Origin of the sequence: Flavobacterium sp. J27 (assembly GCF_004303025.1) — a bacterium.
In the GTDB taxonomy this organism is placed as follows: Bacteria; Bacteroidota; Bacteroidia; order Flavobacteriales; family Flavobacteriaceae; genus Flavobacterium.
In genome coordinates this window covers 1-13,277 of the sequence record NZ_PJQW01000018.1, presented here as the reverse complement: position 1 = coordinate 13,277, position 13,277 = coordinate 1, and the positions used below count along the sequence as shown (strand labels likewise).

General features: G+C 32.1%; 20 protein-coding genes. All 20 read right to left on the bottom strand.

Translation table 11 applies throughout. The annotated features are described in order from the left end of the window. Nucleotides 1-13: 13 nt before the first annotated feature. Nucleotides 14-2,302, bottom strand: a complete 2,289-nt coding sequence (locus tag CX675_RS18510; RefSeq protein ID WP_130736745.1) for a zincin-like metallopeptidase domain-containing protein — start codon at nucleotides 2,300-2,302, stop codon at nucleotides 14-16. Nucleotide 2,303: 1 nt separating this feature from the next. Continuing rightward, nucleotides 2,304-2,768 (bottom strand): hypothetical protein, encoded by a 465-nt coding sequence (locus tag CX675_RS18505; protein ID WP_130736744.1) that lies wholly within the window; start codon nucleotides 2,766-2,768, stop codon nucleotides 2,304-2,306. A 1-nt stretch (nucleotide 2,769) separates the two neighbouring features. Continuing rightward, nucleotides 2,770-3,252, bottom strand: a complete 483-nt coding sequence (locus tag CX675_RS18500; protein ID WP_130736743.1) for a hypothetical protein — start codon at nucleotides 3,250-3,252, stop codon at nucleotides 2,770-2,772. Then, on the bottom strand, nucleotides 3,252-3,809 hold the full coding sequence (locus tag CX675_RS18495) for a hypothetical protein (protein ID WP_130736742.1): 558 nt from the start codon (nucleotides 3,807-3,809) through the stop codon (nucleotides 3,252-3,254). Before CX675_RS18495 ends, CX675_RS18500 begins: the two co-directional genes overlap by 1 nt. Further along, nucleotides 3,806-4,147 carry a hypothetical protein gene (locus tag CX675_RS18490; RefSeq protein ID WP_130736741.1) on the bottom strand — a complete coding sequence of 114 codons (342 nt, stop codon included), beginning with the start codon at nucleotides 4,145-4,147 and terminating at the stop codon, nucleotides 3,806-3,808. Before CX675_RS18490 ends, CX675_RS18495 begins: the two co-directional genes overlap by 4 nt. 3 nt (nucleotides 4,148-4,150) lie before the next feature. Further along, nucleotides 4,151-4,867 (bottom strand): sialate O-acetylesterase, encoded by a 717-nt coding sequence (locus CX675_RS18485; RefSeq protein ID WP_130736740.1) that lies wholly within the window; start codon nucleotides 4,865-4,867, stop codon nucleotides 4,151-4,153. 8 nt (nucleotides 4,868-4,875) lie between these two features. After that, nucleotides 4,876-5,931 carry a hypothetical protein gene (locus tag CX675_RS18480; protein WP_130736739.1) on the bottom strand — a complete coding sequence of 352 codons (1,056 nt, stop codon included), beginning with the start codon at nucleotides 5,929-5,931 and terminating at the stop codon, nucleotides 4,876-4,878. 63 nt (nucleotides 5,932-5,994) lie between these two features. Further along, nucleotides 5,995-6,450, bottom strand: a complete 456-nt coding sequence (locus CX675_RS18475) for a structural protein (protein WP_130736738.1) — start codon at nucleotides 6,448-6,450, stop codon at nucleotides 5,995-5,997. Further along, nucleotides 6,450-6,575, bottom strand: coding sequence for a hypothetical protein (locus CX675_RS20290; RefSeq protein WP_255509234.1), 126 nt, complete (start codon nucleotides 6,573-6,575; stop codon nucleotides 6,450-6,452). The genes CX675_RS18475 and CX675_RS20290 overlap by 1 nt, the downstream gene beginning before the upstream one ends. Next, entirely contained in the window at nucleotides 6,572-6,964 is a 393-nt protein-coding gene (locus CX675_RS18470) for a carboxypeptidase-like regulatory domain-containing protein (protein ID WP_130736737.1), read from the bottom strand. Before CX675_RS18470 ends, CX675_RS20290 begins: the two co-directional genes overlap by 4 nt. Nucleotides 6,965-6,967: 3 nt before the next feature. Continuing rightward, on the bottom strand, nucleotides 6,968-7,405 hold the full coding sequence (locus CX675_RS18465; protein ID WP_130736736.1) for a hypothetical protein: 438 nt from the start codon (nucleotides 7,403-7,405) through the stop codon (nucleotides 6,968-6,970). A gap of 2 nt (nucleotides 7,406-7,407) precedes the next feature. Next, nucleotides 7,408-7,917 (bottom strand): hypothetical protein, encoded by a 510-nt coding sequence (locus tag CX675_RS18460; RefSeq protein ID WP_130736735.1) that lies wholly within the window; start codon nucleotides 7,915-7,917, stop codon nucleotides 7,408-7,410. 61 nt (nucleotides 7,918-7,978) lie between these two features. Further along, entirely contained in the window at nucleotides 7,979-8,170 is a 192-nt protein-coding gene (locus CX675_RS18455; protein ID WP_130736734.1) for a hypothetical protein, read from the bottom strand. 8 nt (nucleotides 8,171-8,178) lie between these two features. After that, a complete protein-coding gene (locus CX675_RS18450) occupies nucleotides 8,179-8,919 on the bottom strand; it encodes a hypothetical protein (RefSeq protein ID WP_130736733.1) in 741 nt (246 codons plus the stop codon). A gap of 1 nt (nucleotide 8,920) precedes the next feature. Then, the gene (locus tag CX675_RS18445; RefSeq protein ID WP_130736732.1) at nucleotides 8,921-9,226 is read right to left on the bottom strand and encodes a hypothetical protein; all 306 of its coding nucleotides are present in this window, start codon (nucleotides 9,224-9,226) and stop codon (nucleotides 8,921-8,923) included. Between the two features lie 7 nt (nucleotides 9,227-9,233). Further along, nucleotides 9,234-9,593, bottom strand: a complete 360-nt coding sequence (locus tag CX675_RS18440) for a hypothetical protein (protein ID WP_130736731.1) — start codon at nucleotides 9,591-9,593, stop codon at nucleotides 9,234-9,236. Nucleotides 9,594-9,661: 68 nt separating this feature from the next. Then, nucleotides 9,662-10,222: a hypothetical protein gene (locus CX675_RS18435; protein WP_130736730.1), complete on the bottom strand. Its 561-nt coding sequence runs from the start codon at nucleotides 10,220-10,222 to the stop codon at nucleotides 9,662-9,664. Between the two features lie 67 nt (nucleotides 10,223-10,289). Beyond that, nucleotides 10,290-10,796 (bottom strand): hypothetical protein, encoded by a 507-nt coding sequence (locus tag CX675_RS18430; RefSeq protein ID WP_130736729.1) that lies wholly within the window; start codon nucleotides 10,794-10,796, stop codon nucleotides 10,290-10,292. Nucleotides 10,797-10,815: 19 nt separating this feature from the next. After that, nucleotides 10,816-11,628 (bottom strand): hypothetical protein, encoded by an 813-nt coding sequence (locus CX675_RS18425; protein WP_130736728.1) that lies wholly within the window; start codon nucleotides 11,626-11,628, stop codon nucleotides 10,816-10,818. 2 nt (nucleotides 11,629-11,630) lie between these two features. Continuing rightward, nucleotides 11,631-13,049, bottom strand: coding sequence for a hypothetical protein (locus tag CX675_RS18420; RefSeq protein ID WP_130736727.1), 1,419 nt, complete (start codon nucleotides 13,047-13,049; stop codon nucleotides 11,631-11,633). Between the last annotated feature and the right edge of the window lie 228 nt (nucleotides 13,050-13,277).

The window sequence follows — 13,277 nt, the reverse complement described above, 5'->3', positions numbered from 1 at the left end:
AATTATTATTTTTTTAATTCACTTGAAAAGAAAAATCTACTGGCAAAATATTTGGTATTTCTTCAGTATTATTTTCTAAATCTTCGGGGTCTTCATTCTGTAAGGGATTGTAAGTTGTTCCAGTTGCAATGTTATATCGAATGGTTTCAATTGGAACTTTAGTATATCTATTCTTATCAAAATAAGCATAGTTATCTTCAAACCGTTCTTCTTTAACCATTTTTGTAATTATATCGCCGTCAAAAACAACTTCAGCACCGCCTTTGGTTCTACCCGTTGTTGTTTGCTGGAAAATCACAACAAATACTTTTCCATTAAACTTTTGTCTTAAATCTTCATCTAAACGCAAAGCACCTACCATACGAAGTAATTTTTGCCAGCTATCAATAAAAATTATATCAAAAGGCTCAATAAATTCATATAATTGTTGCACATCTTTTACAGAACCAACAATCGAGGTATGTTGCAACGCTTCATTTGACAAATACTTATCTCGCTTCTCGATTGCTAAGCTACTATCGGGATGCTCTTCTCCACTTATAAACAAACATTCGTTGCCAGCACTTGCAAAAGCATCGATAAACTTATATAATGTTGTGGTTTTTCCTGCTCCTTGCATTCCGTCCATAGTTATAACAACACTATGAAACGGTTTTCTTTCAACAGCTTGTAGAAACTTTCCTACCTCTCCATTAACCGTAAAAAATTCACTTGGCGTGGCACCAGTAGAAGAAATAGGTTTAATATTTGGATTTACAATTAAAGGTTTTTTTGGTTCTTTGGCTTCTTCAATAATCGGAACACCAGCCAATTTTTCTTTTGGATCAAAAAGTGCTATTTGTTTACTCTTATCTGCTGCTTTTCTTTTCCTAACTTTTTTTACTGCTGGTTCTTTTACTAATTTGGCCATTTTTTGGCCATTAGAACTAGCTATAACTGTTGACTTTAAAGGTGTTTTATTCTTTTTTTTAGATTTTACTGTTATTTTATTGGTCTTTTTTTGGCCATTAGAATTAGGCTTAATTATATCAATTTTAGGTTCAATAGCTTGCAAGTCTTTTAAATATTTTGGATTTCCGTTTTCATCAAATTGTAAAATAAAATCGGTTAATTCTTGGGCTTTTGTACAAGCTTTCATTATAAACTTTGTATCTTCTTTTATAAACGTAAGAGCGCCATTCCAGTTTTTAATATATTCCGCATGATTTTTATCAGTATGCCAAATAATACCAGCTTCAGCACTTAAAAAAGTAGCACCCCATTCGGCAACTAATTCTTCAAAAGCATATTTTTTACTCCCAAACCTACCCGTAAAATCTCTATTTAACCTTTCAACATTCCCTGTGCTATGAGAATACTCATGAAGTAATGTTCTATAATAATCCTGTGCAGTATCGAAATCAGCTAAAAAAGGCATTTGAACAAGATCATCGAAAGGTCTATAAAATGCCCTATCTCCACCATGTCTTAAAACAGGCGCTTTTTTTGGATAGTTAGCAATTATAGCTTCAGGTATAGTGAGTTTTTCAACTGGTGGCAATTCATTTTCTATATAACCAATTTTAAAGTTTTTTAAATCAAAATCAATGCCCTCAATGTCTTTACCGTTGAAAACATTATAATACTTTAAAATTGGCAAATCTTTAATTAAATCGTAATTAATTCCATTATCATCAGCAAATTGTTTTGCTTTATCAAAATTATAGGTTCCAAAATCGATGTTTTTTTCAGCATCTTCTATTTTGTAAAGCTTAGTGAAATAAACTACTGGATAGCCTGAAGAACCTTTTTTCAATTTCCCTTTATTTGCTTCAATCTGCTTAAAAGTCATAAAATAAGGATTTTCTAAAGGCTTGAAATTTGTCAACAAAAATACGTTTACACCTCTGTAACGTTTCTTAGATTCAAAATTAAAAGGTATAGTATAGCCTTTACCGTAAGATTTTGCACTCCATTTCTTTTTGTAACCGTTACCCGAAGCTTCTTTAATCATTTTAAGCATTCGATCTGTAATCATTTGATAAATATCACTCGGGGTAACCGCTTTATTTAAACCTGTAAATTCTTCTTCAGTTTCTTCAAAATGCAATCCATTCAACATTGATTTTGGAACTATTTCAAAAGCTTGTTCTTTGATATTGATTTCAAAAAAATCTTCCTCATTATAAAGCAACACATCTTGAATTTTATTAAAAATGTGTATTTGTTCTTCTTTAATTGCTAAATCAGATAACTTTTCAAGTTGTACACGAGTTGCAACAACACCATGTAAGGCATTAAATTTTTTTACAGATTTACTCATTTTATTTTATATAAAATTCTTTTCCTGCAACTTCAATAACTGCTTCAACTGCAAGTTTATTAAAGTCAAAAGAAGAAAGTTCGACAATGTTTGTTAAAATTGTTGAAGCTGGTAACTCAACAGGTATGTTTTTAAATAATAACTCGTTATTTGCTGGAATTTCAATTTCTGAAACAACAGGTTTTGCAGTTCCTATATACTTACCACTATAAAAAAAGTTTAACCGCTTTAAATTAGCAAAATAACCCTGTACAGAAAGCGCTTCATTTGAACGATTAACTAACAATACATCGGTAAGAAAAGAAATTGAAGAAAAACTTATATTAAGATTTCTTACTGCTTTTGGTACAATATCGATTTGCGCAAAAATCTCTTTAATTTTATTAATCTTTTCGTAAGCTAAATAAGAAACTATTGCTAAACCAATACCAGCGCCAATTAATATTTTTTTTGTTGTAGGTTTCATCTTAAAATAAATTTGTCGGGTCGATTAAAACCCAGTTGTTACCTTGTTTTTTATAAGCTTCAAAATGGGCGTGATTAGTCATTCCTGCACCGTATTTAACCATTATATTTTGAGCAATTGCAATTTTTTCACCAGCGACAATATTAGTACCAATTGGAACAATTCCTTCAACATAAAATATTTTAACCTTATAGATATTGTTTACTATTTCTATACCTTTTTTAGTCAAATCAGAACCGTCAGGAAAAGGATACCTTGTAATTTGCCCTGTAATTGGTGACTTTATTATTTGATTTGGTAGAGTGATTATATCAACACCTTGATGTTTATGACCTACTCTATTTGCATCAAAAGAACCACAACCTTGAGGGTCACAATCTCTAAATTTTTGATTATCTACAATTTTAGCAAAAGCTTTTTGAGTTCCCATAATTAAGAATATTAGTAAAGAGCCACCGAGTATATACCAGGTACTTTTTTTCATTATCTAAATATTTTTGAAAAACGCCACACAAGGAAAATGATAAATAAGACCCCTAAGCCTGCAAGTATTTTGACCCATTTAGGGGTAAACTGTACAGGGATTTCTTTAATTAAATTGTCTTTTTCAGTTTCCTTGGTTACGTTATTTGTATTCGTTTCTTTGTTGGTGCTTTGCCCAGTTTTAGCGTAAGCAACCAACATCTTTTTTATTTGATCGTAATAAAACCCGATTTCGTTATCTCCTGAAGTTTTAGAAACTTCAATTTGCGATAAAAGTTCCTGAATTTTCGCATTAGTAATACTGTCACATTCAGGCTTAGCAGTTTTAATTTCTGCTATCTTTACTTTTAAACTATCAATAATTGCGTTTGAAATTTTTGTAACCGAAGTACTATCTTTTTGCTTTTCAATAGTTTTTTCAACGGTATGAATTTCTTTTACCGGTTGTTTCGATTTGCAAGAAACTATACAAGAAAGTACCATAAAAAGAAAAAAAACAAAATACATGTAAAACGCAACTGTAACAAAAAAGCTTAATATCTTTAATATATTTTTCATTGTTTATCTATTTTATTATTTGAACATTTTGAGCATTGATTTTTATAAAGATTTAATTCGTTTTTTATTTTTTTATTCTCATCCGAAATTCTTTTATTTTCTGCCTGCACAGTTAAAATTTGTTTTGTCATTCTTTCAAATTCGCTATCCATTCTTTCCCTAAGCTTATCTACCAAGTCAATTGTTTTTTCAGCAGTTGTAATTTTTTCTTGGTCACTTTTTGAAACTTCTTGACTTGAAGAAGCTTTAATTTTTATTATTTCATATTTGAATGCAACAATTGATAGTATAAAACCTACTGCTGAAGATGAAATGATAGTTAATATTATTTGTAGCATATTTTAAATCGTATTAATGTATGAATTGAAAAAAGCGTTACCGAGTGCAATTTGCCCCGCAGTTGATAAATGCAAATTGTCTGCTTTTAAATCAAACAAACTCGTATCTATAACACTTGAAGCGTAAGCTGGAAAATTATTGTTTTTAGCACTTCTAACCGTTTCCCTGTAAGGATAGCTTACAAGATCTATTTCGGGTATGTTTGATGTTGCAAAAAAATTGCAACTACAATAATCTTTAAAGTCATTAATTAAATTTTGTTCGTTAACTTCGTAATTGTCAGCTTTAGTTAAATTGTCACAATCGCTTTCTCCTTGCGTCCAAAAGATAGCTTCACAGGTATGCTTCCCTAAGCTTTTAACAGCATTAGTGTAATTGTTTTTTGCTAAAACCCGCATACTTCCTAAACTAGACCAATCATTGTTTAAGTCCGTTCCGCCTAAAGCGGTAATTACATAATATTTTACTTCGTTTGGGAATTGTTGATTCATTTCGTAAGCGAGTTTTAAAATTGGACCCGCTAAATTTTCATTGCTGGCAGAGCCGTTGCTTAAATCAATCCAATTGCCGTTAAAAAAAACTTTTGTATTCGGAATTTTACCCATTAATTCGGCTGGCAATTCAGACAAAATACCTCGCCCGTCCATGTTAGACTGTCCGATTAAATGAAATACTTTCTTAGTATTTTGATTATTTCCTAAAAAAAAGTTTAGTTTCATTTTTAGTTCTAATTATTTAAAAATTCCGTGAGTTCTGTTTTTTCAGCTTCAGACAATAATCTATCATAATGCACTATTTTACTACACTTAAAGTTGGAAAAAAGCGTATTAGTAAGTGCGCCACAACCTAACTGTAAATTAGGATTTGTACCTGAGCCAAAAAACGGATTTTGACCTGTTGTAGCAGCTGCAATTCCATTTACAGAAAAAGAGAGGTTTAAATTGTCGTTTTCCATAATGAGAATGATGTCTTCATTTAATGTTAGCGAAGAAGTTGCCACTTCTTTTGTAATGTTTGTAGTAGAACGATAGTAAGCGCCAAAACCAAGTTTACTGTTTTTAATCCATAATCCATGAATCGACAAACTATTACTAGGCTCTGTGTGCGACAAATCTAAAATAACGCAGTTTTTAATTTCTTTTAACTGAATTTTCATCGCTATTGTATATTGCGTGCCAGTCAAATTGAAATTAGCTAGATTATCAATATTCGATTTTAACACGTCATTTGTACCGTCAAAATCTGCAAAAGAACCTACAATAGTCGGTTTATTTGTAGTTGTTGCTTGGTTTAAATTATTGCCATTGGCAAAAAATTCATTAATTTGAGTAACTAAAGAAGAAGATTCTAAAACTAAAGAAGTTGCATTTGTAAAGTCGAATAAATTCACAACATTTGCGGGCAAATTAGGCTGTACTAAATACTCATTAATTTGACTTACGAAAACATCTACTTTTGTGCCGTTGAACAGGAAATTAAAGGCGTAGTATTTGTTTTCTTCTAAAATTTCGCCATTAGTAATACCTACTAACGCATTAACATTAACTACATTAAAAACAACTGCATGAATACCGTTGCCTTTAATCTTTATGTATGCCGATTTTCCATTGCTAGCCTCTTCAATGACAAATCCAAATGAAATGTTTTCAGTTATGGTATGATCTGCTAAAATATAATCTTTATCTAGGACAATGTTTTCTAAATCATATTCATTTTCTGCCAGCAAAGTAGCATTGTTAGGGATTTTCTTTGTAGCAAAATTTGTTTTATATCCTATTCCCATTTTGATTAAGTTTATAAATTATAAATGATATTCCAGCTATAATTGAAACATTTGTAAACGTAATTATGCTTTTTTTTTAAGTGTTATGCCCAAAATATCTAAAGCTTTTTGGTAATCTGAATCATCGATATATTGCTTTACTATTGCTCCGTTTTCGACCAAAACAATAGCTTTACAAAGAGCGATTAATTTTTCTTGTGTTAATTCTCCAATGATATTACTACCTACAGAAGCAATAACAGAGTTAATATAAGCAGTAGTATTGTTTTCAAAAGCAGGTGCAAATTCAGTTATTAAGCCTGTAACAGTGGTTTTTCCTTTTTTAACATCGCTTATAATATCACGCATTAACGCACGAATACCGTAACGTAACTCATAAAACTGTTCAAAACGAGAATCTGTATTTTGTGATAACGGAACTTTACCAAGCCATGTAATAGAAGTTTGCACCAAGTTACCTGGATTATTATTTCTCAACCCACGAGGCAAAGTACCATTATTTAAATACGATTTTTCCATTATTTTGATAGATTTAAATTTTCTGTGTTTTCAGTTGTGGTTGTTTCAGTTAATTTTTCTTCTTTTCTGCCAATTAGCAAATAAGAAGTACCTAAGCACAACGCTAGCATTAATATATCTTTCATATCGTTATTTTTTTAGGTTTTGGTTTTTTTTCTTCTTTTTCTTGCTTGTTGATGTCAACAACCGATTTTATTATAAAACCAACTAATAAAAGTTCTAAAAACAAAGTCCAATAATTCGTCGGTTTTTTACCCGTTACCGTAACTTCAGGCAACGCAATTTCGTTTGCCATAGTTACATTAATGATGTTGTTATAGCTGTTAACAACTCTTTGAACAGGAACATTTCCTACATAAGAAAACTCTAAAACTTGCCCTGACTGGGCATTAATAGCATAATTGCCGTCAAAGTCAGTTGATACACCAATTAAAGGATTAGAATCTTTAATTGATACCGTTGCCATGTGTATAGGTTCTCCTGCAAAATCTGTTATTTTTCCTTGTATCAACATAACTTATAAATAGTTAGGGTATTTTAATTTCAAGGTATTGTATTCACTATCTGACAATTCACTCTTTAGCCAAACACTTAAAGGATGCTTCACGAAGCTTAGTGTATTGCCAGAAAAAGGATTGTAGTTTCTGACTCCAAAAGCTTCAACAACTTGTGAAAATTGCGATTGATTGACATTTTTTAACGAACTGAAAATTAAATCTTCGTCCGTACCTAAATCTTTCATCGCGAGATACAGGTTTTCAGCTACCTTTTGAGGGTCGAAATAAGTGTTCGTGTTATTATTATTTCCCCAAGTATCGTTGTTGTTTGTTGGGTCGGTAACTAAACCACCAGTATCTTGTTTTTTAGGTTTAAAAAACAAGTACAGTAAAAAACCAGCTAAGGAAATACCTCCTATTCTTTTTGCGTACTTTATTTGTTGGTTAGTTAACTTCATAGTTAGATAGTTTTTGAAAAAATGTTAGGTACTAAAAAATTAAGCTGCTGGAGTTCGTATGTATTAAATTGATCGTTAAACCATTCTATCAAGTTCATTTTTGAAGTAAAAGGAATTGCTCCCTCTCTATTGCCAAAAGCGTTGTAAATTTTAAAAAACCCATTGTAGTTAACGCCTGCAATAGCTTGTTTTACGGTTTCAAAACCATTTCCAGCACCTTTCATAGCTTGGTAAATAGTTTCAGCTTTAGCACTTGCCTGATTGTCTGTAATGTTTGAAACTGGATAGTTCTTATTTTCTTGTAATGGCTCAAAACGGTTGGATATTTTTTTATAAATCACATATCCAATACCCAAAAAAACAAGTGTTTTTACTAAAAAAGGAATTACATTTTTTGCAGTTTCGACGACTGCTTTTTGATTTTCTGAAGCGTTTTTAATGGCAGTTTGCCCCGCTTCTGAATTAGCGACACTTGCTATTAATGCTGGATTTCCTAATTTTTCTTTTCTCATTTTTCCAATTTTAAAAAAACCGCACGACACGGCAAGTGTGCCGTACGGTTCAAACAACACTCTACAGCAACATTGATTTTATAAGTTTCTGATTGCTCATTAATTTATCAACCGCTTTTTTACTTCCTGCGAGTTCGCCTAAAAAGACAATTACGTCCGTTGGTAATGTTGCAATTTGTTGCAACGATTTTTCTTTTGCTTTTAACTCAATAGGGTTTGAATTATTAATTTCTAATGTTATTTTTTGTGCCATAATTTGTGTTATTTTAAAAGTGCTTCTAATTGATCGTAAAAATCCTCTTTTGTATTAATCGCATTAATTACTTCATACAAAAAAATCACGTTTTCATTTGAAAAATTAGGATTACTAATTAAGGTTATGAATTGTTGTTTTTCAGGGGTTAAGTTCTGACTAGCAGGAGCATTTAAAGCGGAACTGGAATTATTTTGCATTAGCATTTGTAGAACTGGTCCAAAAGTATTTACTGCCTCTTTTAATAATTCTTTGTTTCCTGATGCTTTAGTGTCTGAAAATTCGTTTTCTAAAATTTTACGTTCTAATGCTTTGTTACTCTCTTCAAGACGTTTATTTTCTTTTTTTAAAAAATCATTCTCAACTTCCAGCCTTTCCTTTAATACCGAATTCGTGTTTAAATTCATAATATCTGAAAAGCCTAAACCGAAATTTCCATTTAAACCAACTGTGTTATTATTTTGCATTTGCGGTGATGTTTGTGGGGTTTCTGAAAAAGTAACTGGAAAAGCATTTCCTTGCTTTTCCTTTGAAGTACCATTTTTTCGATACTCCTGTACGGTAAGATTTCTTTTACCCTCACGGTTTAACTTTTCAAAATATTCTTTAATGCTGCCAAACTGCTGTTTTAAATCAGTACCATAGGTAGGTTTTAATATTTGAGTAAACGTATCGTTGTCAAATATTGAAACTGCCGTTAACGGGTCAGTATTTAATTTGTTAACCAAAATGTTAAATTCTTGCCTCATTTTAACATGGATTTAATGGGTTATTTTCTTGATCTATTAATTCTGCATAATCAATTGTTACATTATTATTAGAGCCATTAAAATTTAGCTCACAATCAAAATAATGACCGTTGCAACTAAATTCAAATGTTGGTATATTGCCTAAATCTGCTTCACTATCATAACCAGGTAAAACTCTTTTAATTCCATTAAAGAAAAAATAGAGTGCGTTAGCTGATAAATTACTTACCACAACTAGCGTTACTTTTTTATAGTTTTTTTTTGCTATTTTTCTTATTTCTTCGCTTTGTAGATTTACCTTAGCCATGATTATTTTAACAGTTATTTGGTTCTTTAATAAGTATTAATTGCGCTTTAAAGTCTGATGTAAAATTTGTTTCTGAACGAACTTCAAATTTTACTTTTCTCCCTGATTGAAAAGGAACTAAAGGTTTATAACTAGAATTGTAACCAGCTTCTCTGCTTCTGTAGTTTTCAATGTGTTGCATTTTTGAAACATCAACACCATCAACACTAACCATTGCATTTATAATGTCTGTATTAGCAGTTAAACCACTATGAAAAATTGCTACTCCCACAATTTGTGTACCGTCAGGAGTTGTGGTTTCGGTTACTGTATCGCCATTTGTTCCTGTGGAAACTGAAATATTTATAACTTCCTCTGTGTACTTCATTTTTAATTTTGTTTAAAAAAACCCAAAACCTATGCTTTGGGTTTTTGTTGATTGATGATTGATTAATATTATCTAATAGTAGCGTCTGGCACTAATTCAATACCGTGCAATTCAAGTCTATAAACTTGATTAACAACAGCATTACCCACTAAAGAAGGTGTGATTTTGAATGGTTTTTCCTCTCTAAGTACAAAAGGAATCACAGTATACACATCATCTTTTACAGAGGTTGGAGAACCTAAATTTGCAATTGCTGAAACAGGAGATTCAAACAATACATCATCTTGGCTAATTTCAATTTCGCCATTTGCCCAGTAATTTGGCGCTTTATCATCGAAAACAGCAGTCAATTCTGTTACACCTGCACCAGTAGCCGTGTCAAACTTAATTGTTATACCTGTTACAATGAAAGGATAACTTAGCTTTGCTTTATCGATATTGGTAATACCTATTTCTTCTGCATTTTTAGGATGCAATAATTGGTTTTGTTCTATAGCATCGGACAAACCTGCTACATATTTAACAGTTGATTTTAGTTTAAATCCGTCAGGAGTAGTTGGGTTATTTTTTCCCTTTCTAACTTTTGCTACTATGTCTAAAATTTCATTTGGTGTTAAATCTTTGTTCATAATTTTAAGATTGAATGATTTTTATTTTTTAACTATTCGTTTTTTTTTAAATGATTTTTATTTCGTTTTAACTCAATGTGAATGACGCAAAAGCATCTTTACTATTTGAGTTGCTATAAACTGGCGTTTGGCTTTCCATTATCGCCATGTTTAATCTAGGACGGTTTAACGTTTTACTATAAAAACTAGTATTCATATCTGGGCAACCTAAAGCGCCTTTAATAAATCGGCTACCAGCCGTTCCGTCTGTAGTGTTTTCAGCTACTTTTTTAGCTAGCGCTGGTTTGATTAAACCAACCGCACCACCTGATGCAATTCCCATAGCTAAAGACTTTCCTCCTACAGCAAGAATGTTGTCGCCTTTAATTAGTAAGGACGCTAAAACACCACCTATTAAAAGCACTCCATTGGCTAACATTTTTTTCTTTTTTTGCTCTTCAGTTATGATTGTTTCGTCATCTACCTTAGCATAAGTGTTAGCCAAACCGTTAGGGATTACAAAACCAACCGCGCCACCTGCAACTTGTGCAACACCTATGCTTACATCGCTTGATTTAATTTTTGGTAATTTCATTTTACTATTCGATTTTTGATTATTGATTATTTTTATTTATTATGCTCAAAAGCCATTTTAAAGCACCGTAACCGCCCACACCCCACAAAATCCAGTCATAGCCAAAGCGTTTAACCGTTGTATTTGTGTTTATTGTTTGTACTGGCGTTGTGTCAACTGGTGTTGTGTCGTTTGGTGGTAAGTCTAGTTTTTGCCACTTGTAGATTTGAAATTTTGTACCAAAAGTGGTTTCGGCTACTTTTGAAAGTGGGTATAATTCTTGTACTATTTCATTGGCATTTGAAGTGGTTGAAACTGGTGCTAAAACTAAAGCTGGCTCTTTTGCCATTTCATTAGTTAAGTCAATTTCTATTTTAAGTAATAAAACTTCAATGATTAAATCTCTTAAACTAATAGCTTCAGCAGACAAACCTTGTTTTTCAGAACCTCTATAGTATCTTTTAATAACCGCAAAACGTTGCAACAACTCATTTGCTATGGTAAATTTTTCTTCTGTAAAAGGTGTATTAATTATACTAGCAGTAATTGTAGCTAGATTGGTTATTAATGGTGTAATTTCTTCGGAAAACTTATTTAAAATTATTTCCTCTTCATAAGTAGGCTCATAATTTGCACGTGGGTCGTTTTCAATGTTTGCTAGCGTTTCATTATAGGTTGCGCCTTTGTTCCAAAAGGAAGAACCACCCGAACCGATACTATTTGCAAATTCTGTAAAATTGGCATTTACAATTGTACCTGTCGAAGTCGAAACCGTTGCATCAACAAACGTTGCCACTCTTACAATGACACTTTTTAAAAATCTACCGAACCAACCGTTTAAACCTCTATTCATAATTATTTAGTTTTAGAAGTTTTACTGTTAGCGGGTTGTTTCTCTTTACTGTCTTTATCTTTCATTTGCGACCACGCGTAAACTCCACCTGAAAACAATAAAAGACTAGGTATTAAACTAAAACCTGCTTTGGTTGTTTTTGGCTCAACTGGAACGTTAGGGTTGTTGTTGTCATACACTTGCCCGTTGCCTGAAGTACCTGTACTATTGTTTCCTGTGAATGAAACTAAAATAGTAGACAGCCCTTGTATAAACTGTAACGGGTCGAATGAACTAGGGTTTTGAACTGCACTTTCTAAATATGGTGTAAACTCAAATTGTGGTATAGCTGTTACACCTGCTTTTATGGCGAATTTTCTTAATGGTACTTTTGCAAAACAAGGTTCGCCAGTATAAGCAAACCACATACCGACTGGTAAGTCTTCGACTGCCCAGTTTGAGTATTTTTTTTCGCCTACTATTTCAAAATCGAAATAGGTTGTAATCCAAGCATCATAACCAGTCCAAACTACTTTTTTATAGAAGTTTAGAATTTCAATCATTTTAGTAATTGATTCCCTTGTACAAGCGTTATAACCCTCTGTTATCTTTTTTTGATAACCGCATAAGCCAGCTTCTAACTTTCCTTTGAATTTATTTTCTAAATCGGATATTGCAGAATAGTTACCGCTTTGAACTGCATTGTTAATATTGGTTAATAACATTTCGTGCCATTTGCCAATGTTATTGGCTACTTCTTGCGCTCTTGCGCCATCAAACGAAGTGCCATTCCAACACGAAATAGGCGTTGAAAAAAGGTTTTTAATGCTATCGAAGTTTAGGTTTGATAGGTTAATATCGCTTCCATTTAACCCGTAATGTTGTAATTTATCCATGTAATAATCATCTTTAAATGTGTAAATTGGTTCAATGGTGTAAGGTAGCGTGCCGTCTATAGTGTAGTAGCCTTTGTCTAACTTTCCCGTTTTTTGATTAACAGGAACAATAACATAAACATGACTATAATGTTCGGGGTTGTGTGTGGGTTGTTTTATTCTTCTTATGTAGTGTTTTACACCGAGTTGCAACAAAATAGCACTTGCAAAAATGGAATAGCTTTTGCAATCTATGCCTACATAACGTTGTTGCCATGCACAAGCAGGACTTCTTAGTAATTGCGCTTCTCCGTCTGCTTTATATTGCAGATGCCAATACAAAAATGAATGAATATTGTTGCAAACTTGTTCTAAAGAGCCGTTTGTTTCTGCAACTAGTTTTTCAGCTAATTCAGTTACTTGTTCACGGTGTTGCAACGCTTGTTTAACTATCATTTCGACAGAAAAACTAGTATCGCCCTTACCTAGATTAACTCTTTCACAAGCCGATTGAGGTAAAAGGGCGTTATACTGGTTTCCGTTTTTTAAATTTCTAAACAAACTCATTAAAACAATTTAATACTAAAGGATTGAGTACAAAATTGCAACAGGTAAAAAGATTTTATTTGCGTAAGGATGCGATACGACTAGATTAGGAACGATACAGTTATAAAAGAAACGATTGTAACAAAAAAAGCAACCTTTTTGAGGTTGCTTTTGGTTTTTTAATTGATGTTGAAATAAAAAACAGGCTTTCGTGATTGTTCTAACTCTTTTTTTAAACGTTTTTCGATT